This is a genomic window from Ornithinibacillus sp. FSL M8-0202, assembly GCF_037975285.1.
Taxonomy (GTDB): Bacteria; Bacillota; Bacilli; order Bacillales; family Amphibacillaceae; genus Ornithinibacillus; species Ornithinibacillus massiliensis.
The window spans coordinates 3,357,580-3,381,355 of the sequence record NZ_CP150248.1; the positions used below are offsets into that span (position 1 = coordinate 3,357,580).

Sequence of the window (23,776 nt, forward strand, 5' to 3'; positions counted from 1 at the left end):
CCCCTTTGTATCCAAAAATAACCTCTCTTCAAGAGGAAGAGAGGTTATTTCTATACTCCTCCTCTTATCTTGCAATGTCATACTTGCAGGATTTAGCACCGTGTTGAATTTTCAACCGGTTGCCGGGTTTCATAGGGCCAGTCCCTCCACCTTCTCGTGATAAGAGTTTTATATTTACCGAATTATCTTTATATGTGAACGATTATCCCATTGGTTGATCATCATGTCAATAATCAATTTTTAAAACAGTCGTACTTGTTCTTCCTTTCCTAACATAGTGTACTATTGGTTAATTGGAAAGTTTATGACCATTTGTCTAGCAGAAAGTGCTTTACAAATTTCATGATAATGACTATAGTTAGTTACTAGAATTTGACTGACTTTTCAGGAGAGTGGATGAAATGTATCACTTTGAACAATCAAAATTACTACAAAGATTACCAGAGCAGTTCTTTGCATCTTTAGTTCAAAAGGTTCAAAGATTAGCAAGTCAAGGACACGATATTATCAATTTAGGGCAAGGAAATCCTGACTTACCAACTCCAAAACATATTATAGAGGAGTTAAAGATAGCTGCAGATAACCCTAATTATCATAAATATTCGCCATTTCGTGGACAACAATTTTTAAAAGAAGCAATTGCGGAATTTTATATGCGAGAATATCATGTGGAAATAGACCCAAATAAAGAGGTTGCAATTTTATTTGGTGCTAAAACTGGCTTAGTCGAGATTAGTCAATGCCTGCTCAATCCTGGTGACTTAGCCCTATTGCCAGATCCAGGATATCCGGATTATATGTCCGGAATTGCTATGGCAAATGCAGATATTGCATTAATGCCATTGAAAAAGGAAAATGGTTTCTTACCGAATTATTCTGCAATAGAAAAGGACACACTTGACAGAGCAAAGTTAATGTTTTTAAATTATCCTAATAATCCAACTGCGGCAATAGCAACTAAAGATTTCTTTGATGAGACCGTTATGTTAGCTAACGCGCACAACATTTGTGTGGTTCATGATTTTGCATATGGTGCCATCGGTTTTGACGGGAATAGACCACAGAGTTTTCTGCAATCTGAAGGTGCTAAGGATATTGGAGTAGAAATGTATACCTTGTCCAAAACCTATAATATGGCTGGTTGGCGAGTTGGTTTTGCGGTAGGGAATCAGTCGGTTATTGAGAGTATAAACCTTATTCAAGACCATCTTTATGTTAGTTTATTTAGTGGTATTCAACAAGCTGCCGCAAAAGCACTATTAGGGAGTCAAGAGAGTGTTTCGGAACTTGTTCACATTTACGAAGCTAGACGTGACAAGTTTATCGAGAAGCTCCATGATATCGGCTGGAAGGTTGAAGCACCAAAAGGGACTTTTTTTGCCTGGTTACCAGTTCCAGAGGGGTATACGTCAGAGCAGTTCGCAGATTTATTACTAGAGAAAGCACATGTCGTGGTGGCTCCAGGAAATGGTTTTGGCGAGAGTGGCGAAGGTTATGTACGACTTGGCTTACTTGACCATGAAGATCGTCTTATAGAAGCGGCAGAGCGAATCGGGAGCTTAAAAATTTTTCGCTAGCCAATTCAATCGAAGGATTTGAAAATAAAAAATGAATAAAATTTACTAAATTTCGTTGACAAATGGAAAGCACGAGATTAATATAATATCTAACGTAAAATTAAATATGAATTATTTATCTTATCCAGAGTGACCGAGGGAACAGGCCCGAAGACGTCACAGCAACCTTCTTCGTGAGTGGTGCTACCTCCTGCAGAATGCTATCATTCTGAAAGATAAGGATTGAATCTATCTATTCAAAACTCTCTTTCAGGTGCAAAGAGGGTTTTTTTGTTATTTAACAAGAATGTTAACGGAGTGAGTAATTTGAAGTGTGGTGGAGCAAATGATTAAGCTGGAACACGTTAGTAAGGTTTACAAATCGAAGAAAAGTACTGTTGTTGGTGTTGATGATGTCTCCTTATCTATTCAAAAAGGAGAAGTATATGGAATTGTTGGCTATAGTGGTGCAGGTAAAAGCACGTTGATTCGCTGTATGAATATTCTGGAACGACCTACCTCAGGGAAAGTAATCATAGACGGAGTTGATTTACTACAGCTTTCGAAAAAATCTCTACGTGAGGCTAGACAAGCGATCGGGATGATTTTTCAAGGGTTTTACTTAGTAGCATCGAAAACGGTTTTTGATAATGTTGCTTTCGCATTAAAAGCCGCAGGTGTAGAAAAGAGCAAGCGAAGAGAACGTGTATTGGAATTGCTTGAGCTAGTAGGGCTTTCTGATAAGGCAAACCACTATCCAGCACAATTAAGTGGTGGACAGAAGCAACGAGTAAGTATTGCTCGTGCATTAGCCAATAATCCAAAAGTATTATTATGTGATGAAGCGACATCAGCACTTGACCCTAGTACGACTAAATCCATTCTAAATCTATTGAAAAGAATTAATCAGGAGCTTGGGATAACAATAGTTATTATTACTCATGAGATGGAAGTAGTGAAAGAAATTTGTGATAGATGTGCTGTCATGCAAGATGGAAAGATTATAGAAGAGGGACCTTCCTACGATATCTTTTCCCAACCGACTAAACCATTAACAAAGCAGTTTATAAAAAGTGTGTTAGATTTTGAATTGCCACAAAAGCTACGTGATGCATGTGCTGGAGCGTTAGTTCGACTGCAATTTAGAGGGAATCTTGCAAGTGAAACTGTCGTGTCAGATATGCTGCAAAGCTTTAATGTAAGAGGAAATATTCTTCATGGAAAAGTGGAATATATTAAGGAGACGCCATTGGGGATTTTTATTATGGAATTAAATGGCGAGGAAACGGAAGTTAATCATGCGATTGATTATTTAAAAAATCGCATCCAGCAAGTAGAGGTGATCAAATAAAATGGCCGATTTTTTAACTAGAATCGTAGAGTTATTACCAGAATTAAATACAGCATTTCTTGAGACTTTAATTATGGTCGGGATTGCGTTACTTGTCGCTGTTTTCCTCGGGTTACCAATAGGAATTCTATTATATGTAACAGACCAAGGGTTATTTCTAGAAAATCGATTTTTAAAATTATTAGTTGGGATCGTGGTTAACTTAGTACGATCTGTTCCGTTTATTATTTTATTAGTATTCTTATTGCCGTTTACTAAGCTACTTGTGAATACAACGATTGGACCACTAGCGGCCTCAGTATCGTTATCAGTAGCTGCCATTCCATTTTATGCCAGAATAGTAGAATCATCGGCAAGAGAAATTGATAAGGGGGTTATTGAAGCGGCAGTTGCCGTAGGTGCATCACCTTGGATGATCATAAAAGATATTATCCTTCCAGAAGCTAAACCGGGTCTTATTAGTGGATTAACCATTACTTGTATTAGTTTAATAGGATATTCGGCAATGGCTGGCACTGTAGGTGGTGGCGGGATAGGAGATTTAGCTATTCGATATGGATACTATCGCTATGATGATACCGTCATGTTTACTACCGTTATTATATTAATTGTATTAGTTCAATTCGTACAGTACCTTGGTGATTTTCTAGCGAAAGCTTTTAATAAACGTTAAGTAGTAAGTGAAAAAACAATTTTAGGAGGAAACAAGTTATGAAAAAATATTTAGTAGCGATAACAGCATTTTTATTTATACTTCTTCTTGCTGCATGTGGATCTGAATCAGATGGAGATAAGAAAACAATTCAATTCGGGGCAACTACCGGGCCTTATAGTGATATGGTAACAAAGGCAATTGCGCCATTATTAGAGGAAAAAGGATATGAAGTAAAGAATACAGAGTTTAGTGATTACATCCAACCAAATAATGCGTTAGCTAATGGCGATTTAGATGCTAATTTATTTCAACATAGTATATATTTAGATGCTTTCGCGAAGGAGAATAAGTTAGATTTATCATCGGTTATTATCGTTCCAACTGCGCCAATGGGGTTATACTCAAATAAATATGATAGTATTGGGGATATTGAAGAAGGAAGTACTGTTGTAATTGCCAATGATCCAACTAACTTAGCAAGAACATTAGTAATGCTACAGGATGAGGGGCTAATTACGATAAATGAAGAAGTAGATCCCCTAACTGCATCAGTAAAGGATATTGAAGAGAATCTAAAGAATTTAAACTTTCAAGAAATTGAAGCGGGACAATTACCACGTGCTGTTGAAAATGAAGATTTAGCCGCTGTTCCAGGAAATTTTGCACTGGCAGCAAACTTGAATCTTCTTGATGCATTAGCTTTAGAGAATATGCCAGATGAGTACCGTAATGTTGTAGCCGTAAAAACAGAGGATTTAGAATCGCAGTTTGTTCAAGACATCAAGGAAGTCATTGAATCAGAAGAGTTTGAAGCAATTATAGATGAAGAATTCCAAGGCTTTGGTAAGCCTGAATGGATGCAAAATAGATAATGTAAAAAGAGTGCCTTGGTACTTCCTCAAAAACATTAGTGTTCTACTCTAACGGTTTGGAGGGTACCCTTTAGGTGCTCTTTTTTTACGTGTTCTAGCTTAAATGGTAAAATAGATGAAAAGTGTGATACGGACAAGGAGGAATACCAATGACAAAGAAATTGGTTTTGATAGATGGAAACAGTATTATTTACCGTGCTTTTTTTGCATTACCACTGCTGAATAATGATAAAGGTGTCTACACCAATGCGGTATATGGATTTACAACCATGTTACTTCGTATTTTAGAGGAAAAGAAGCCAACCCATATGCTTGTTGCCTTTGATGCCGGTAAAACAACCTTTAGACATAGCACGTATAAGGAATATAAGGGTGGTCGTCAGAAGACACCACCAGAGCTATCTGAGCAATTTCCACTAGTGAAGGAATTACTTAATGCATTTCAGATTCGTCATTATGAGTTAAATCAATATGAAGCAGATGATATTATTGGAACATTAGCAAAGCAAGCAAAAGAACAGAACGTTGAAGTAGAAGTCATTTCAGGTGACAAAGATATGCTTCAGCTAGTATCTGATAACGTTACGGTTAATGTTACAAAAAAAGGAATATCTGATGTAGAGGCGTATACACCACAATACCTATTTGAGAAAATGGAGATAACACCAGAGCAAATTATTGAATTAAAATCACTAATGGGTGATAGCTCCGATAATATTCCAGGAGTTCCTGGTGTAGGAGAAAAAACAGCAACCAAACTATTAAAGCAATATCAAACACTGGATAATTTATATGAGCATTTAGATGAGGTTAGTGGGAAGAAATTAAAGGAGAACCTAACGAACCATAAAGAGGATGCTTTCATGAGTAGAGAACTCGCAACCATTAATTGTGATTCACCAATAGAAGTGTCTATTAATGATTTGTCCTATGAAGGTTATCCGAATCAAGATGTGGCTAATTTATTCAAGGATTTAGGATTCCAGTCGCTATTAGATCGGGTCGGCTCAGAAGATATAGTAGAAGAAACGGAAGAAGAACTAGAAGAACTAAACTATACGATAGTAAAAGAGATTACTTCGGACATGTTTACCGGTGAAGAAGCGTTAGTAATTGAAATGCTTAGCGATAGTTACCATACCGCACCAATAGAAGGAATTGGCATAACCAATCGGGAAAAGGCTTATTTTATACCAACTAATGTAGCGCTAGAGTCAGAGGAATTTAAAAAATGGGCAGAAAATCCAGCTAATAAGAAAGTTGTATTCGATGCCAAACAATCCGTAGTTTCTTTATTAAAGAAAGGGATTCACCTAAAGGGAGTTAGATTTGATGTACTGCTTGCATCCTATCTTCTAAATCCTGCCGAAAATAATCATGATATTCCGGCTATTGCGCATAGATGGGGATTCAAGTCTGTTCGATTTGATGAAGAGGTATATGGTAAAGGTGCAAAGATGAAGATTCCAGAGCAAGAGACGCTCGCAGAACATATTGCACGTAAAACCAATGTGCTCATAAAGCTTGAGGAAAAGATGGAAGAAGAATTACGTGAACATGAGCTGTATTCCTTACTCAAAGAATTGGAGATGCCATTAGCATTAATTTTAGCGGAAATGGAGCATACAGGTGTACTGGTTGATGTTGCAAGATTAGAGGAAATGGGAACAGAATTGAAGCAACGATTAGCGGAAGTAGAACAGGAGATATACGAATTAGCTGGAGAGAAATTCAACATTAATTCTCCTAAACAGCTAGGACCAATCCTCTTCGAAAAACTTGGATTACCGGTTATTAAGAAGACGAAAACTGGCTACTCTACTGCAGCAGATGTGTTAGAGCAGTTAGAGCCTCAACACGAAATTGTTTCGAAAATACTACTTTATCGCCAATTAGGTAAGCTTCAATCTACGTATATTGAAGGGCTACTAAAGGTAGTCGATAAGAAAACGAGTAAAATCCATACCCGTTATAATCAAGCTTTAACACAAACTGGGCGTTTAAGCTCGATTGATCCTAATCTACAAAATATCCCGATTCGAATTGAAGAAGGACGCAAAATTAGACAAGCATTTGTTCCTTCGAAAAAGGATTGGATTATGTTTGCAGCGGATTACTCACAAATTGAATTACGTGTACTAGCCCATATTGCGAAGGATGAAAAATTAATTGCTGCTTTTAAAAATGGGGAGGATATTCATACGCAGACAGCAATGGAAGTATTCCATGTGGATAAAGATGATGTAACTTCGAATATGCGCAGACAGGCCAAGGCTGTTAACTTCGGAATTGTCTATGGTATTAGTGATTTTGGGCTTTCTCAAAGTCTTGGAATCACTCGTAAAGAAGCGAAGCAATTCATCGAACGTTATTTGGAAAGCTATCCTGGAGTCAAAGCCTATATGGATGACATTGTACAGGAAGCGAAGCATAAAGGCTATGTGACAACATTGATGCATCGGAGAAGATATTTACCTGAGATTACGAGTAGAAACTTTAATTTAAGAAGTTTTGCAGAAAGAACGGCTATGAATACACCAATCCAAGGTACTGCAGCTGATATCATAAAGAAAGCAATGATTGATTTGCGTGAAAAACTACAAGAAGAAAAGATGCAAGCACGCATGCTACTTCAAGTTCACGATGAATTAATTTTAGAAGCACCAAGGGAAGAACTTGAGAAACTGAAGGAAATTGTTCCAGCTATGATGGAGAATACAGTCGAGTTAAATGTTCCTTTAAAAGCAGACTATTCTTATGGTGATAGCTGGTATGATGCAAAATAAGGAGAAATTGAAATGCCAGAGCTACCAGAAGTAGAGACAATACGTAACACATTAAAACGATTTGTATTAAATCGTACGATAGAGGATGTAAAGGTTTATTGGGGGAAGATTATCAAGAAACCAGATGATGTGGAACATTTTAAACAGCTTTTAATCGGACAAACCATTCATGACATAAAACGGAAGGGCAAGTTTCTGTTGTTTGAATTAGATGATTATACACTAATTTCTCATTTGAGGATGGAAGGGAAATATAGTGTACACTACAAGGATGAACCGGTGAAAAAGCATACCCATGTCATCTTTTCATTCACTACTGAGGAAGAACTAAGGTATAATGATGTTCGTAAATTTGGAACGATGCATATTGTGAAAAAAGGGGAAGAGCTACTGCAGAAGCCTTTGGTTCAGCTAGGGCCTGACCCGTTTGACAAAGCATTTACAGCAGAGTATTTTTATAAAAAGCTAAAGGCAACGAACCGTTCCATTAAGTCTGTATTATTGGATCAGACGATTGTAGCCGGATTAGGCAATATTTATGTGGATGAAACATTATTTAAAGCGAGAATTCATCCGTTAAAAAAAGCAAATAAATTAACCAAAAAAGAAGTACAAGAAATTCGCAAACAAGCCATAAGTACTATAGAAGAAGCGGTAGCACAAGGTGGGACAACCATCCGCTCCTATGTAAATAGTCAAGGGGAAATGGGGATGTTCCAACAGGAATTATCCGTTTATGGTCAAGATAATAAGGCATGTCCGTCTTGTGGGAAACCAATTACCAAAATGAAGGTTGGCGGTCGTGGGACACATGTTTGCTTGAATTGTCAAAAGCTCTAAAGGAGAATATACGATGTCTATTGTTATTGGATTAACAGGAAGTATCGCTAGTGGAAAGAGTGCGGTTGCCGCTATGTTTAAGGAACTACTAATTCCAGTAATTGATGCAGACCAAATTGCAAGGGATGTAGTAGAACCAGGGGAATCCACTTTACAAGCTATTGTTAATGAATTTGGTCATGATATCCTACTACCAGATGGAAGCCTTGATCGGAAGAAATTAGGAGCCATTATCTTTTCCGATACGGATAAACGCGCTAAATTAAACGCGATTGTACATCCAGCTGTTAGGAAAAGAATGCTTGAACAGAAGGAGCATTTTTTAGAGAACGGTGCAACATGTGTTGTCATGGACATTCCATTATTATTTGAAAGTAAACTAACCCATATGGTGGATAAAACACTAGTTGTCTATGTAGATGAGGATGTTCAACTACAAAGACTTATGAAACGAGATCATTCCCAGAAAGAAGAGGCATTACAGCGAATTCAGTCACAAATTCCATTAAAGGAAAAGGTAAAGCTGGCTGATGCAGTCATTGATAACAATGGGACGTTAGAACATACATTGGAACAGCTGCAAGATGTGCTGAATCAATGGGGAATACCATGCTAATAAAAACTCAAAGGAGATAAAAATCCTTTGAGTTTTTTTATATATATGCTTCCATTTTTAATCAAATGTGTTATACTATATTTGAATTTTGAATATATAGTATATCATAATCGTATCAGGAGGACTAATGATGGGGAAAACTCGAATTGCTATTAGTGGATTAGGAAGAATTGGGAGAATGGTATTTAGGCAAGCCATTACTGATCCAAACTTAGAGGTTGTAGCGGTTAATGCTAGCTATCCTCCAGAAACATTAGCACACTTAATCAAGTATGATAGTGTCCATGGACCGTTTAATGAAGATGTAAAAGCAGTTCAAGATGGACTTGAAGTATACGGAAAACGAATCGAACTGGTTAATTTCAGAGAACCGGATAAATTACCTTGGGCTAAATTTGAGATTGATGTTGTAATTGATGCAACTGGGAAATTTAAGACAAAAAAAGATGCAGGCTTACATTTAGAAGCTGGAGCTAAAAAAGTTGTTATTACAGCACCAGGTAAACAAGTAGATAAAACGATTGTAATGGGGGTAAACCATCATGATTATGATGAATATCATGATGATGTGATCTCGAATGCATCATGTACAACAAATTGTTTGGCCCCTGTGGTGAAAGTGTTAGATGAAAACTTTAAGATTAAAAATGGATTAATGACGACCGTTCATGCCTTTACGAATGACCAAAAAAACCTTGATAATCCACATAAGGATCTTCGTCGGGCACGAGGATGTACACAATCCATAATCCCAACTTCAACAGGTGCAGCGAAAGCATTAGGTGAAGTATTACCACATCTTAAAGGGAAATTACATGGTATGGCACTGCGAGTTCCTACTCCGAACGTGTCGTTAGTCGATTTAGTAGTAGATGTAGAAGAACCTGTTACAACCGAAATCGTAAATAATGTATTCCGCAATGCCGCTGCGAATGAATTGGCAGGAATCATTCAATATAGTGATCAACCATTAGTATCGATTGACTATACGACTTCTGATTATTCGGCAATCATTGATGGATTATCCACCATGGTAATGGAGGATAATAAAATAAAAGTGTTAGCATGGTATGACAATGAATGGGGTTATTCAGCAAGAGTGATTGACCTTGTTAACTATGTTGGAAGCTTTATAAAAGCGAAAAATGTATCCGTTTCCTAAATGAATATACTTATGATTAGGAGCTAGGCCATGGCCTAGCTCTTTTTGTGTGATGACATTATCTTCCACTTTCAAAGAGGACGAGAATCATAACCGAGTGATGAGTAGGTAGAGGGTGTTCTAATATTTTTTTACTAGGGTTAATCTATAAAACATGTTAAAATAAATAGAGTTATAGTATATGGAAACAGAAAAACTAGGAGTGAAAAGCATGTCTTTTGGTAAGAAATTATCACGTTTTTTTTATAATCGAGCTGAAACATCAGATAAACATTGGGATAAGGAATTGCAAACCCATTATTATAAAACAACTAAAGACAAAGGACTTGCTGCATTACAAGACTTAGTTAAACGTTCGAATAAATTCGAGATTAATTCTGTTTCTACTGAGCATGGTGAAATTAGCTTTCATATTGCCAAAGGCAAAAAAGCGTTTATTATTGCAACGGTTATTATGGTACGTCCATATCAAACTGCTATTGATTTTACAGTTTCAACGGAGTCGGCATTACCATTTGACTTCGGCTATAGCTCAAAAGTAATCAAGCAATTATATGAGAATTTAAATAAAGAATTACCATTGATAGATAAAAATTAGATTTTACTGTTAGATGAATGGGGTTTATTAAATGAGATGTTCAAATTGCCAGAATAAGAATACAAAAGTACTGGATTCGCGGCCAATTGAAGAAGGACGTTCTATTCGTAGAAGACGTGAATGTGAGAAATGTGGTTATCGTTTTACAACCTTTGAACGAATTGAAGAAGTGCCACTTATTGTCGTGAAAAAGGATGGTAATAGACAAGAATTTAGTCGTGAAAAACTAGTTCGTGGGTTAATCAGAGCGTGTGAAAAGAGACCCGTTTCCATTGAACAAATAGAATCGATTGCTTTTGATGTGGAAAAGGCATTACGGAATACTGGTGCATCTGAAATCGATAGTGAAGAAGTAGGCGAAATGGTAATGGAACGACTATCGACTGTTGATGATGTTGCGTATGTACGATTTGCATCGGTATACCGACAATTTAAAGATATAAATGTTTTCCTTGATGAATTAAAAGATTTAATTCAATCGGATAAAAAGAAATCATAAATGATAGTCAATATTTTAGAAAGAAGGGTTAAGATGAACATAGGAAAAATATTGCCTGTAGATGGTTATACGGTTGATTTACAAGGTAATTTACCTGTTGATTACATGAAGTCATTAACCCATCTTTATCAGCCATTATTAGGTATGAAGGCAGTAATGTTATATCAAACACTTTTACATGAGATAGATTTTCAGGAAGAAGTACCGATTCAAACACACCACACCTTAATGAATTATTTAAATATATCACTTGTGGAGATGTATGAGGAACGACTTAAATTAGAAGGTATAGGTTTGTTAAGAACGTTTGAAGAAAAGACAACGGAGCAGACGGTATTTCACTATATACTTAAAAATCCGTTCTCACCTTCTGATTTTTTCCGTGATGCGATGCTTTCTCAGCTTTTATATCATCATGTCGGGAAAGATAAATATATGCTTTTAAAATCTCGCTTTCTAGGAAAAGAGGATCAACCAAGTGGAAGAAATATAACCGCTTCATTCGGCGATGTCTTTGAAACCATTCATTCTGAAGTTACCGTCATGCAAAATGTCAATCGAATCCCTGAAAATACAGGACCACAACTTGATTCGGTTGATTTTTCTTGGGTGGAACAAATGCTGAGATCAAGAATGATCCCTTATAAACGAGTATTAACTACGGAAAATAAACGGATAATCAACCAAATGATGCATTTATATGGACTAGCAGAATATGAAGTGGAAAAATGCATCTTATGGGCATTAACAGATGAAAATAGATTAGATATTGAGGAATTTAAAGAAGCTTGCCATGATATTTTCAAAACATCTCGCAGGGAAGCGGCTGTTCAATTAGCTGCAAAAGTCTCAGAACAACCACAAGTAGAATCCACTACACCAAAGCAGCCAATGTCTAAGGAAGAACAACTCATTCATCAATTAGAAACAATATCACCAAAGCAATTACTAGAGGATTTATCAAGTGGTAATTATGCTTCAGAGCAGGATTTAAAAGTCATTCGTGAAATTATGACAACTCAGGGATTACCATCGCCGGTAATGAATGTATTAATTCACTATGTTTTGCTCCAAACTAACATGAAGCTCTCGAAAGCATACTTAGAAAAGATCGCAAGCCACTGGTCACGAGCCAATTTGAAAACTGCTAGAGAAGCGATGATGTTTGCGAAAAAAGAAAAAGAACGTTACCGTATGTCCGTCGAGAAGAAGCAACAAAACTATACCAATTATAAGAAGCAAGGAGCTAAGACTGAGGTTGTACCAGATTGGTTTAAAGAACGGAAGAAAAAAACGACAGAATCCAATACAGAGGCAACCATTGATTTAGAACGGGAACGGGAGGAAATAGCCTCCTTACTGCAACAATACTCGAACAGTTCGAAAAAATAATCAGTACCAAGGATGATTGACACATGAAACCAGTACAATCAACATTAAAAAAATGGATGGAAAGAAATGAAAACTTCCAGGAGAATTATAATAGGATAAAAAATGAAGTATTAAATGATCCAGAAATAAAAGAATTTCTATCCTTATATCCTGAATTACCACAACGTGAAATAGAGAAGAACTTGATCAAGTTATATGAATATAAATCACAATCGAAACAATGTGAGCATTGTGCTTCTCTAGGCGGTTGTAAAAATATGATCAAAGGCTATTCACCTATCCTTCGCGTAGAGGACAATGAAATACATTTATCCTATGAGAAGTGTCATAGCCGTATTGTCTATGAAAAAGAACAAGAACAAAAGAAATTAATTCAGAGTCTATACATGCCAAAGGAAATCCTAGAAGCTACGATTGATGGTATTGATGATGACCCACATCGCAGTAAAGCAATTCGTGAAATTATCACATTTATTGGCCAGGTGAAAAACGGACTACCTCAAAAAGGCTTATACCTTTACGGGCCGTTTGGCGTAGGAAAAACGTATTTCCTAGGAGCTATCGCTAATGAATTGAAGAAATATAATTTGTCTTCCATGCTCATATATATGCCAGAATTTGTCCGTGAGATTAAATCTTCTATTAAAGATGATTCCATCAATGAAAAAATAGACTACTTTAAAAAAGCAGATGTGCTAATGCTAGATGATATTGGAGCGGAGACACAATCTGCATGGTTCCGAGATGAAGTACTAGGAACCATTCTGCAATATCGGATGATGGAAAGATTACCAGTCTTCTTTACCTCTAATTATAGTATGGATCAACTAGAGGAGCATCTAGCCAAAACAAACCGTGGCGATATAGAAGCTGTAAAAGCAGGAAGAATTATGGAAAGGATTAAACAAGTAAGTAAAGAGGTACCGATCTTTGCAAGTAATAGAAGAGAACAATAGAGAGACTCGGAAATAAATATAAGCTGTAAAACCGAATGATACATGATACTAGCTCCGGAGCGCGGTATATGTTATTCATTCGGTTTTTTATTTATATTCTTACTGAATGATAGTGGAAAAGAAGGCAATAGAGCCTATTCACCCAATTTAAAACGTATTGTAACCTATGCAATTACTAAATTTTACTAGTTTTGATGGATTTATCATTTTTTAAAAAGTATGTCCATATAATGTAACAGTTTGGTTTTGGATGAGGGTGATGAGGCTATATGGACGTTTATTTTGCTTCGACTAAAGAAGTAATCAGTTTTTGTGAGCAATTATTTCATTATAACAAGAAAATTGAATTACATTGGAAAACACATGAGGATTGGGGGAATCATTTAAAAATTGACTATCAGCTTACAGAAAATGAATTAGTTGATTCCATTGCTAAATCAATGGTAGATGTGTTCGTTGATCACCGATTATCGAATATGATTCGGGAAATCATCAAGGAATACTATTATTATTCAAGTGATGATGAAATTGAGAAAATTATGGATTTAACCCATTGGTTAGTTTCGGGTGAAGATGATGAAAGTGTACAAATACGGAAACAAAAGGATGATCCACTTCAACTTCTCTTTTCTTTATTTGTAGCGGATGTAAAAAGCTCCACAACTGTACATTTTGATTCCGTTGTGAAGTTTAGATTAAAAGTGTTTAAGGATCATATGGTTCATCTTGTCGGACTTGCAATTGATGAATACAAGCGAGAGGAAGATCACCAGGAATTTGTCAATATGCTTAGAGAATATATTGCCAAAAAGGAACCAATTTATAATGTAGTGCATATCGTACAAGGAAATACTTTTTCCTTCTTTAAGTCAGATGGCAAGAGATTTTCTAGAATGGAATTAAAAATGCTAATGCAGAGGGAGCCACTCTATATCGTAGGCTTAGATGAGGAGGAATTGAATCTAGCCCCTTTAGTGGCCATGGCCCCGAAGAAAATAAAAATCTATGGTGATCATCCGTCTGAGCCAAAGACATTGACGGTAATCAATGTTTTTGAGGAAAGAGTAGATTTTGAACCATATCATAAATTTCCATTTCATTTTTATTTAAAAAATCAATAAATTTAAAAAATCAATAACAGGACTTGATTATCCTATTAACTAGCGCTATAATGTGGATTATATTTAATATATTCATCTGTAAGGATAAGGACATGGTCATTTGATCCTGTTATGTGTAGAGAGGGAAGCCTAGTGGTGAAAGCTTCCTCATACAGCCAAATGATTACCACCTTTGAACACTATTATCGAACCATTACGTAGTAGATAGTAGCGTATATCTGCGTTAAAGATTGAAGCCGTATTCGTTATATTTTTAACTATACGGGAATTAGGGTGGAACCACGAGACCAACGCTCGTCCCTTTGCAATGTATGCAGAGGGGTGGGCGTTTTTTATATGCAACTTACTTTTTCTATTTAGTTGAGATCACCGCCAGAATACCCGTTACATTTTATAGAGGCTGGGACAAAAACTATAACAAAGGTAATAAAAAGCGAACAACCAACACATTAGCCCCGGAAATATACGGAGACTCCTGTGGGAGGAAAGGCATCGGTGAGACCCCGCAAGAGCGTTAGCTCTGAGGAGGCTCACCAGCCGCCCACGAACCGCAAGTATATTTCCGGGGCGGGTCCTTGCTCATCATTCGGATTTTGCTTTAAGGTAATTTTTTTGTCCCAGCCACTCCTCTAGGATTTCCACTTATATGTAGTGGTTGTGTTTTGGCTATGTAGAGCATGCAAATGGTAATACTTGCTTCGCTCTAATTACAAGTTTAAAAAAGATAAGGAGTGTTATTCATGTCAGAAATTACTATCGTTTTCCCTGATGGAGCTGAAAAAGCGTTCCCTCAAGGAACTACTGGGGAAGATATTGCAGCATCTATTTCACCTGGATTAAGAAAACAAGCATTGGCCATCAAATTGGATGGAAAGCTTTATGATTTAAAGCGTGAATTGTATGAAGGTGGAGCTATCGAAATTATTACGTATAAAAATCAAGAGGGAGTTGAAATTGCCCGTCATTCAACTGCTCATTTAATGGCTCAAGCAATTAAACGTCTATATAAAGATGTGAAGTTTGGTGTTGGTCCAGTCATTGAAGAAGGTTTTTATTACGACTTCGATATGGAGGAAAAGATAACTCCGGAAGATCTTGTAAAGATTGAAAAAGAAATGAAGCGTATTGTCGATGAAAATCTTCCAATTGAACGTGTAGAAGTTTCACGTGAAGAAGCGAAGAGAATGTTTGAAGATATTGGTGATGATCTAAAGCTAGAATTAATCGATGCAATTCCTGCTGATGAGCAAGTAACAATCTATAAGCAAGGTGAATTTTTCGACCTATGCCGTGGTATTCACGTACCATCCACTAGCAAACTAAAAGCATTTAAGCTACTTAGCATTTCCGGTGCATACTGGAGAGGGGATAGTAATAATAAACAGCTTCAACGTATATATGGAACAGCATTTGAAAAGCCTGCTCAAGTAGAAGAATACCTACAAATTCTAGAAGAACGTAAAGAGCGTGACCATCGTAAACTAGGTAAAGAGCTTGGGATTTTTACAGTTAATCAAAAAATCGGCCAAGGGCTACCACTTTGGTTACCAAAGGGTGCAACTATCCGTCGACAAATTGAACGATATATCGTCGATTTAGAGGAACGTTTAGGGTACAATCACGTGTATACACCAGTACTGGCTAATGTAGACTTGTATAAAACAAGTGGACACTGGGATCATTACCAGGAAGACATGTTCCCTGTCATGCAAATGGATAATGAAGAATTAGTGCTTCGTCCAATGAACTGCCCACACCATATGATGATTTTCAAAAATCAACTGTGGAGCTATCGTAACCTTCCAGTTCGTATTGCAGAACTTGGAACCATGCACCGCTATGAAATGTCTGGTGCTTTAGCAGGATTACAGCGGGTACGTGCTATGACATTAAATGATGCTCATATTTTTGCACGTCCTGATCAATTGAAGGAAGAATTTATCCGAGTGGTTGAATTAATTCAACATGTGTATAAAGACTTTGGAATTGAAGATTATTACTTCCGTCTTTCTTATCGTGATCCAGAAGATAAAGAAAAATATATTGATAATGATGAGATGTGGGAAAGAACACAAAGCACGCTAAAAGAAACAATGGAAGATATGAAGCTTGACTATGTGGAAGCTGAAGGTGAAGCAGCATTTTATGGTCCAAAGCTAGACGTACAAGTAAAAACAGCACTAGGTAAGGATGAGACATTATCCACAGTACAAATTGATGTATTATTACCGGAGCGCTTTGAGCTTTCTTATATTGGAGAAGATGGTAAAGAACATCGTCCAGTTGTTATTCACCGTGGTGTAGTATCCACTATGGAACGTTTTGTTGCATTCCTATTAGAAGAATATAAAGGAGCTTTCCCAACTTGGTTAGCACCTGTTCAAGTAAAAGTAATTCCAGTATCTCCACAAGTACATCTTGACTATGCGAAGAAAGTAGCAGAGAAATTACAATACCAAGGTGTACGTGTGGAAGTGGATGAACGCGACGAGAAGATTGGCTACAAGATTCGTGAAGCCCAAACAGAGAAAATTCCATTTGCACTTGTTGTTGGGGATAAAGAAGTGGAAGAAGATGCAGTTAATGTTAGAAGATATGGAGAGCAACAATCAGAAACCATTTCATATGATAATTTTGAACAACTAATCAAAGAGGAAATTGAAAAGAAAGTGCTACTTAAGAAGAAATAACAGGATGATTTTGTCTTATATGAATTAAAATATTTTCATATATAAAGTCAGGTGAATCGTGCAGTACATTAGGTATTGCATCATTCACCTGACGTATTCTCACGATTATCCGATAACTTATGTAGGTACGAGACTTCCATTTTTCGGATAAGTAGTGTATACTAGATTATGAAATAAGGGTTGACATTTTATTCAGTTACGTGTTAATCTTTAAAAGTTGAATAAAATTAAATGATCTTGATGACAAGTAGAAGCACCCGCTTCTCACCTGCTCGACGCGTAAGTAGTTGACTGGTTTACATCTTTTATGAACGATTAAAAGACATGTGGGTGCATTTGTGTGCCCACATTTTTGTTTGATTAGAGCTTGTCAGGTAATGGATCAGACCCGATTATAATTTGGAGGTGGCTGGCTATTAGCAAAGATATGAACGTTAATGAAAAAATTCGTGCGAAAGAAGTACGATTAATTGATTCAAACGGTGATCAACTTGGAGTGAAATCACGTCAAGAAGCATTGGAACTTGCCCAAAAAGCTAATTTAGATTTAGTTTTAGTGGCACCTAATGCAAAACCACCCGTTGCAAGAATCATGAACTATGGGAAATTCCGTTATGAGCAACAAAAGAAAGAAAAAGAAGCTCGTAAAAATCAAAAAATTATTAACGTTAAAGAGGTACGCTTTACACCGGGAATCGGCGAACATGATTTTAATACGAAATTAAAAAATGCTCGTAAATTCTTAGAAAAAGGTGATAAAGTAAAAGCTGCTGTTCGTTTCCGCGGACGCGCAATTACTCACAAGGAGCTAGGTCAAGAGGTATTAGATCGCTTTGCAGAAGCGGTGAAGGATATCGCAACAGTGGAATCTAAGCCTAAAATGGAAGGCCGTAATATGTTCATGATGCTTGCTCCAAACAATGAAAAATAATAAGCATTTAAGCATTCGAGGAGGAAATCAACATGCCAAAAATGAAAACCCACAAAGGGTCTGCTAAACGTTTCAAAAAAACTGGTTCTGGAAAAGTTAAAAGATCACATGCATACACAAGCCATATGTTTGCACACAAATCTCAAAAACAAAAACGTAAGTTACGTAAAGGTGCACTAGTTTCTTCTGGTGACTTCAAGCGTATCAAAGCAATGCTTCCTAAATAAGGAGTATTTAAACAGTAAAGCAATCATTAAACTAAACTAAATGGACATACAATGTATCGTATTAGGAGGGAATTACTATGCCACGTGTTAAAGGTGGAACAGTTACGCGCGCACGTCGTAAACGCGTACTTAAATTAGCTAAAGGTTACTATGGTTCTAAGAGAACTCTATTTAAAACTGCAAAACAACAAGTAATGAAATCAGGTCAATATGCTTACCGTGACCGTAAAAATAAAAAACGTGAATTCCGTAAGCTTTGGATCGCACGTATTAATGCAGCAGCACGTATGAACGATCTTTCTTATAACAAATTAATGCATGGTTTAAAATTAGCAGGTATTGAAATCAACCGTAAAATGTTGTCTGAACTTGCTATCAATGATGAGCAAGCATTCGCTCAACTAGCTGAAAAAGCTAAAACTGCATTAAACAACTAAGATGAGGTGATGAGGGGATTTCCCCTCTTACCTCATTTTTTTATGGATAAACAATGGCAGTATTTTAGATAAAAGATCTCTCACCTTAAGAAAGGAGAATAACGGAATGGAAATAGTATTTTACATAGGGTTTGCTAATCTTCTTGGCTTTGCATTAATGGGAATAGATAAGAAAAAGGCAAGAAACCGAGAATATCGAATTCCAGAACGAACCCTTTGGGGAGTAGCAATTTTAGGTGGAGCAATAGGAGCTTATATTGGAATGAATACTTTCCGTCACAAAACCAAGCATCATTCCTTTCGTATCGGGATGCCTTTGTTAATTTTAGTTCATGTTGGACTAATTAGTTATTTTTACATGTCATAATAGCTCGTCTCTTGTCATATACATGTACCATTGGTGAGGTAAGGATGTCTTTCTGATCGCTTATAGAAGGAGGCAGCTTATGGAATTATTTGGACAATATATGATGGCTATTGTACAAACAGGGGGATTATTTGCTCCATTTTTATTTATTATCGTGCATTTAATCCGTCCTATGTTTTTTCTGCCGGTAGTGTTTATTTGTGTCTCAGGTGGTATACTATTTGGTGTCTTTGCTGGTACGATATATTCGATTATCGGTATTACCTTATCTAGTATGCTATTCTATATTCTTATTCAATGGATGCCGAAAATGTCGGAGCGATTACTGCGAATGAAGAAAAGGCTAATCGGTAAGCACACGGAATTAACCGTGTCACAAATTTCCTTATTACGTCTTATTCCATTTATTCATTTTCATTTATTGTCGTTATGCTTGCTTGAAATAACATCTGGTTTTAAAGAGTATATGAAAGCTTCTGTTATTACGAACATACCACTTGCATTAGTATATACTTCCATTGGTGGTTGGTTATCTAATTTATCCCCTATGCATATCCTCCTATCCTTAGCGGCATTGCTCCTCTTGATTTATGCACTAAGAAGAAAAGAAATCGTCATAAAATGGGAAGATTTCTTTCAAACGAGTACACAACATTAAAAGGCTTAAGGGGAGTCACCAATCCCCTTTAAGCCTTCTTTAAAAGATAAAAATATAAAATTAAATCGGTCAAGCTCCGTTCGCTGTCTTCCCAATATCTCTTTTGACTTTTTTATTTTGAAACTAACAACTTATTAATCGGATGCTTCCAGCTAATTTTAGCATGTGGGTAGCGGATTAGTAATTCTTTTTCAAGGAAATAAATATCATCCCGTGATAAGCCCTGCAATTCAAGTGGGTTAGTTACGGTTACATGAATATCTACAATCTCAAAGGATTCTTCCGTTGCACCTACATACTTTTCCCCCTCAAATTGACAGCCCTTATACACAAATCGAATATTCTTCTTACTATTGTGCTGCTCATCTAAGAAATAAAATCCTTTTGTTTCTTTTGCATTCTTTAATAGCCTATCTGGATTGCGAAAGTATTGTATAATGGAGTAGATAAGCAATATGACAGCCGCTATAATAAGAATGCGAAACAGATATACAATCATGACCATCGTCTCCTCGGGTTTGGTTATTATATTGCTATACGTAATGGAAGTAAACAAGGTTTCAATATTTATGTGAAAAAGATGTTACAAAATAAAAAGGAGAATGAAAATGAACTGGGATATACTATTTAAGATGCAAAAACAATTGGATTCGTATATTGAAGAAAATCATAACCTACAGGAAAGAGACTTATTTCAAGATAAGTATCTTGCTTTATTAGTGGAATTAGGCGAACTTGCTAATGAAACGAGATGCTTTAAATTTTGGAGTAATAAATCGAGAAGCTCACTTGATGTAATTCTTGAAGAATATGTAGATGGAATCCATTTTATATTATCATTAGGAATTGTTAAAGGTCACACGTTTACATCAGTTAACTTAGGAAGCAAGGAACTTACGGAAACGGAATTGTTTAATAAAGTATTTGAACATTGTGTTGTGTTTAAAAATAATCCTAATCAGGAAAACTATACTCGTTTGTTTGAAAGTTATTTAGTTTTAGGACGAAAACTCGGATTTAAAGAAGAAGATGTTTATCAAGCTTATATAAAGAAAAATGAAGTGAATTATCAACGTCAAAATAGTGGCTATTAATATCCAAATTTTACATTTCACGTTATACTAAAAAGTAAAATAATATTGGAGGTATACATATGGCTAATTTAGATGAAACATTATCTATGCTAAAAGATTTAACAGAAGCTAAAGGAATCTCAGGTAATGAAAAAGAAGCAAGAGATGTTATGGAAAAATACATTACCCCTTATGCAGATGAGGTTTTCACCGATAATATTGGAAGCTTAATTGCCAAAAAGATCGGAGATGAAAACGGGCCAAAGATTATGGTTGCTGGTCACTTAGATGAAATTGGCTTTATGGTCACTAGAATTGATGATAAAGGATTTGTATATTTTCAAACAATTGGCGGTTGGTGGAGTCAAGTTATGCTGTCTCAACGTGTTACGATTGTAACCTCAAAAGGTGATGTGACAGGTGTAATTGGTTCCAAACCTCCACATATCCTCTCTGCAGCAGAGCGAAAGAAGCCAGTTGAAATTAAAGACATGTTCATTGATATTGGTGCAACTAGTAAGGCGGAGGCAGGAGAGTTTGGCGTGAAACCTGGTGATTCAGTAGTTCCTTATTTTGAATTCACACCAATGAAAAATGAAAAGCTATTATTAGCAAAAGCGTGGGATAACCGAATTGGTTGTGCGATTGCTATTGAAGTATTAAAGCAATTACAAGATGAAAACCATCCTAATGTTGTTTATGGAGTAGGTACTGTACAAGAAGAGGTTGGTTTACGTGGTGCGAAAACGGCTGCACATGCTATTCAACCAGACATTGGTTTCGGTGTTGATGTTGGTATAGCGGGGGATACTCCTGGTATTAAAGAACAGGATGCAGATAGTAAAATCGGAGATGGACCACAGCTTGTACTGTATGATGCATCCATGATTTCTCATAAAGGTGTTCGGGACTTAGTTGTACAGACTGCGGAAGAGAATAATATACCATTCCAGTATGCTTCCATTGCTGGTGGTGGAACGGATTCTGGTTCAATCCACTTAACGGCTAATGGTGTACCATCCTTGTCCATCACAATCGCAACTCGTTACATTCATTCCCATGCAGCTATTCTACACCGTGATGATTTTGAGAATGCGGTTAAGCTAATAGTTGCAGTAATTAAAAAACTTGATCGTGAAACAGTTAAGGAAATTTTCCTAGCTTAACTAAATAATCGCATAGTAGAAACTGTTCTACTATGCGATTATTTGTATTACCTAATTCCGAGTTGAATTATTAATGATGTATAATAGAGGTAGACGATAAGAAAGTTTGATTAGAGGGAGAAATGTATTTTGCAATCATGTGAGAAATGCCATACAAGATTTAAATGGAGTGAAATCTATAACTCGAATTGGATGTTAGGGGATAAAAATGGAACAATCACTTGTAGGGAATGTGGAACAAAACATCATATCAAAGAAAATTCCAAGCTACTAAGGATGTTAATTATTATTCCGTTAGCACTAGTGTTGCAAAAATAATGTCGTAATTTTCAGTTTTATTATATCTTCTGTTTAGAGCCAAAAAAGTAAATACCGAATTAAAGGTGGCTCCATCCATTTGGAAATAATTTACAATTAGACCTGTGTGACAACGACAATTTGCTTATTAAGGGACGGATTTGCCTTCAATCTTTCGAAGCCAAATATGCGCTGGTTTCCATAATGCAGCCCTTAAATAACGGCTAATTTGTAGCGTTTTTCGCTTGCTTTTTGTTTCAATTTGCACAAGAACATGAAGGCAAAAAACAATAAGTGCGATAAATACTTGGTTTTGAATCGCCCATTCGCTCTGACCGTAAAACTTCTTAATGCTGAGATGTTGTTTGATCCATTTGAAGAACAATTCAATTGCCCAGCGTGATTTGTACATTTCTGAAATCTCTTCGGCACTTAAATCAAAACGATTTGTAATTAAATGGAGTTCATTTCCCTTTGAATCCAAGACCTTTATCAGGCGAAAATAATTTTCAGCACGGTTTTGTGTAGTACCAATTAAGACCATTTGGTCTGATAAAACAGGCATATTTTCGGGCAACTTAAAGTTGTAAACTTCCCGTATGACTGCGTTTTTCCGCAGCCTTGAAAGGAAAAAGTAGCCCTCGTCGGTCATGCGGTCAAAACGTTCGTAGTCTAAGTAACCACGGTCGAACACATACATGCATTCTTTGTCATCTACCATAATTTCAAGCTGGCCTCGGTCATGTTCTTTTGCAGTTGTCATTACGGCTTTTTCTGGGTAAGAAGTGCCTTTTTCCATAAATACAAGACGCAGATGCAGTTTCACTCCTGCCTTTGTTTTGCGGAATTTTGCCCATTTATGATTCGTCAAATTCAGTGGCAAAGTGCTAGAATCAATAATTTTTAATGGCATTACAAGTTTCGTATAATGCGTTTTGGCATGAATTTGTGATACTAAATCGAGAAACAGTCTTTGGAAAAGGTCGGGATTCAGCCCATTTAATCGTCGTGATAACTGAGAAATACTAATAGAATCAAGGTCGATAGCCCTTTGAAGCTTGTCATCGAAGAGGCAGTCACTTAGTGCATGAAGACTCTCGACTTCCTGTAGCTGTGCAAAAAGCAGTAACTTTAGGAACGACTCTGTCGTTAATTTTTTCGTATAGAAATCTAATTTCAATGTTTTCACCTGTTCTTCAAATAATTGAAAATTAATTGGTGAAAACCATTGTCCAAATGAAGTTTTTCGTGTAATCTTGTCCATGAGATTTGTCCTTTTTAGTGGATTTGGACGGGTTTACCACCTGACTTATCCATTATAAAGGACTTTTTCTTTGCGCAAAACAATAAAATTGAACATTTCGAGTATTTTTAATAATAAAATTAATTTAATGCAACGCTAGTGTTCCGTTAGTTATGATTTGTTATAATTTTACAGATCAGTTAACGAATAAATCCTTTCTTTTTTATGCATTATTTATTTTTACTACTATCTGCATGTATATGATAGTAGCAACTGTTTTTCC

23 protein-coding genes, 2 riboswitches and 2 other annotated features are annotated in these 23,776 nt (G+C 36.3%); of the genes, 21 read left to right on the forward strand and 2 right to left on the reverse strand.

Annotated features, from left to right (window positions below):
- Positions 1-61: 61 nt before the first annotated feature.
- Positions 62-166: riboswitch (SAM riboswitch) on the reverse strand.
- 235 nt (positions 167-401) lie between these two features.
- From MKY78_RS16900 to MKY78_RS16990, 19 genes are all read left to right on the forward strand, one after another.
- Positions 402-1,577: a pyridoxal phosphate-dependent aminotransferase gene (locus MKY78_RS16900; protein WP_339214361.1), complete on the forward strand. Its 1,176-nt coding sequence runs from the start codon at positions 402-404 to the stop codon at positions 1,575-1,577.
- Between the two features lie 117 nt (positions 1,578-1,694).
- Positions 1,695-1,799: riboswitch (SAM riboswitch) on the forward strand.
- A gap of 103 nt (positions 1,800-1,902) precedes the next feature.
- Positions 1,903-2,907, forward strand: coding sequence for a methionine ABC transporter ATP-binding protein (locus tag MKY78_RS16905; RefSeq protein ID WP_339214362.1), 1,005 nt, complete (start codon positions 1,903-1,905; stop codon positions 2,905-2,907).
- A gap of 1 nt (position 2,908) precedes the next feature.
- Complete coding sequence (locus MKY78_RS16910; protein ID WP_339214364.1) at positions 2,909-3,580, forward strand: methionine ABC transporter permease; 672 nt, start codon at positions 2,909-2,911, stop codon at positions 3,578-3,580.
- 38 nt (positions 3,581-3,618) lie between these two features.
- A complete protein-coding gene (locus MKY78_RS16915; protein ID WP_339214365.1) occupies positions 3,619-4,434 on the forward strand; it encodes a MetQ/NlpA family ABC transporter substrate-binding protein in 816 nt (271 codons plus the stop codon).
- A 149-nt stretch (positions 4,435-4,583) separates the two neighbouring features.
- Positions 4,584-7,220: a DNA polymerase I gene (polA, locus tag MKY78_RS16920; RefSeq protein WP_339214366.1), complete on the forward strand. Its 2,637-nt coding sequence runs from the start codon at positions 4,584-4,586 to the stop codon at positions 7,218-7,220.
- A gap of 12 nt (positions 7,221-7,232) precedes the next feature.
- Entirely contained in the window at positions 7,233-8,060 is an 828-nt protein-coding gene (gene mutM / locus MKY78_RS16925) for a DNA-formamidopyrimidine glycosylase (RefSeq protein ID WP_339214367.1), read from the forward strand.
- A gap of 13 nt (positions 8,061-8,073) precedes the next feature.
- The gene (gene coaE / locus MKY78_RS16930; protein ID WP_339214368.1) at positions 8,074-8,676 is read left to right on the forward strand and encodes a dephospho-CoA kinase; all 603 of its coding nucleotides are present in this window, start codon (positions 8,074-8,076) and stop codon (positions 8,674-8,676) included.
- A 130-nt stretch (positions 8,677-8,806) separates the two neighbouring features.
- Positions 8,807-9,838 (forward strand): glyceraldehyde-3-phosphate dehydrogenase, encoded by a 1,032-nt coding sequence (locus MKY78_RS16935; protein ID WP_339214369.1) that lies wholly within the window; start codon positions 8,807-8,809, stop codon positions 9,836-9,838.
- A gap of 211 nt (positions 9,839-10,049) precedes the next feature.
- Positions 10,050-10,436: a cytosolic protein gene (locus MKY78_RS16940; RefSeq protein ID WP_186870204.1), complete on the forward strand. Its 387-nt coding sequence runs from the start codon at positions 10,050-10,052 to the stop codon at positions 10,434-10,436.
- Positions 10,437-10,467: 31 nt separating this feature from the next.
- On the forward strand, positions 10,468-10,935 hold the full coding sequence (gene nrdR / locus MKY78_RS16945) for a transcriptional regulator NrdR (protein WP_339214371.1): 468 nt from the start codon (positions 10,468-10,470) through the stop codon (positions 10,933-10,935).
- Between the two features lie 33 nt (positions 10,936-10,968).
- Positions 10,969-12,327, forward strand: coding sequence for a DnaD domain protein (locus tag MKY78_RS16950; RefSeq protein ID WP_339214372.1), 1,359 nt, complete (start codon positions 10,969-10,971; stop codon positions 12,325-12,327).
- Positions 12,328-12,350: 23 nt separating this feature from the next.
- Entirely contained in the window at positions 12,351-13,283 is a 933-nt protein-coding gene (dnaI, locus tag MKY78_RS16955) for a primosomal protein DnaI (RefSeq protein ID WP_339214373.1), read from the forward strand.
- Positions 13,284-13,552: 269 nt separating this feature from the next.
- Positions 13,553-14,404 carry a sporulation protein YtxC gene (ytxC, locus tag MKY78_RS16960; protein ID WP_339214374.1) on the forward strand — a complete coding sequence of 284 codons (852 nt, stop codon included), beginning with the start codon at positions 13,553-13,555 and terminating at the stop codon, positions 14,402-14,404.
- A 72-nt stretch (positions 14,405-14,476) separates the two neighbouring features.
- Positions 14,477-14,709 (forward strand) — a binding site (T-box leader).
- Between the two features lie 435 nt (positions 14,710-15,144).
- Positions 15,145-17,094 (forward strand): threonine--tRNA ligase, encoded by a 1,950-nt coding sequence (gene thrS / locus MKY78_RS16965; protein ID WP_339214376.1) that lies wholly within the window; start codon positions 15,145-15,147, stop codon positions 17,092-17,094.
- Between the two features lie 239 nt (positions 17,095-17,333).
- Positions 17,334-17,456: a sequence feature (ribosomal protein L20 leader region), on the forward strand.
- A gap of 65 nt (positions 17,457-17,521) precedes the next feature.
- Entirely contained in the window at positions 17,522-18,025 is a 504-nt protein-coding gene (gene infC / locus MKY78_RS16970) for a translation initiation factor IF-3 (RefSeq protein ID WP_186870210.1), read from the forward strand.
- A gap of 32 nt (positions 18,026-18,057) precedes the next feature.
- The gene (gene rpmI / locus MKY78_RS16975; protein ID WP_186870211.1) at positions 18,058-18,252 is read left to right on the forward strand and encodes a 50S ribosomal protein L35; all 195 of its coding nucleotides are present in this window, start codon (positions 18,058-18,060) and stop codon (positions 18,250-18,252) included.
- A 77-nt stretch (positions 18,253-18,329) separates the two neighbouring features.
- Positions 18,330-18,689 carry a 50S ribosomal protein L20 gene (gene rplT, locus MKY78_RS16980; protein WP_186870212.1) on the forward strand — a complete coding sequence of 120 codons (360 nt, stop codon included), beginning with the start codon at positions 18,330-18,332 and terminating at the stop codon, positions 18,687-18,689.
- Between the two features lie 106 nt (positions 18,690-18,795).
- On the forward strand, positions 18,796-19,056 hold the full coding sequence (locus tag MKY78_RS16985) for a DUF1294 domain-containing protein (protein WP_339214378.1): 261 nt from the start codon (positions 18,796-18,798) through the stop codon (positions 19,054-19,056).
- Positions 19,057-19,135: 79 nt separating this feature from the next.
- The gene (locus MKY78_RS16990; RefSeq protein ID WP_339214379.1) at positions 19,136-19,714 is read left to right on the forward strand and encodes a VTT domain-containing protein; all 579 of its coding nucleotides are present in this window, start codon (positions 19,136-19,138) and stop codon (positions 19,712-19,714) included.
- Between the two features lie 112 nt (positions 19,715-19,826).
- Here MKY78_RS16990 and MKY78_RS16995 read toward each other — a convergent pair whose 3' ends face one another.
- Complete coding sequence (locus tag MKY78_RS16995) at positions 19,827-20,213, reverse strand: sigma-w pathway protein ysdB (RefSeq protein ID WP_186870215.1); 387 nt, start codon at positions 20,211-20,213, stop codon at positions 19,827-19,829.
- A 109-nt stretch (positions 20,214-20,322) separates the two neighbouring features.
- Between MKY78_RS16995 and MKY78_RS17000 the strand changes: the two genes are divergently transcribed.
- Together MKY78_RS17000 and MKY78_RS17005 are read left to right on the forward strand one after the other, a co-directional pair.
- Positions 20,323-20,808, forward strand: a complete 486-nt coding sequence (locus MKY78_RS17000; protein ID WP_339214381.1) for a dUTP diphosphatase — start codon at positions 20,323-20,325, stop codon at positions 20,806-20,808.
- A 59-nt stretch (positions 20,809-20,867) separates the two neighbouring features.
- A complete protein-coding gene (locus MKY78_RS17005; RefSeq protein ID WP_339214383.1) occupies positions 20,868-21,953 on the forward strand; it encodes a M42 family metallopeptidase in 1,086 nt (361 codons plus the stop codon).
- A 445-nt stretch (positions 21,954-22,398) separates the two neighbouring features.
- Here MKY78_RS17005 and MKY78_RS17010 read toward each other — a convergent pair whose 3' ends face one another.
- Entirely contained in the window at positions 22,399-23,514 is a 1,116-nt protein-coding gene (locus MKY78_RS17010) for an IS4 family transposase (RefSeq protein ID WP_339213018.1), read from the reverse strand.
- Positions 23,515-23,776: the final 262 nt, after the last annotated feature.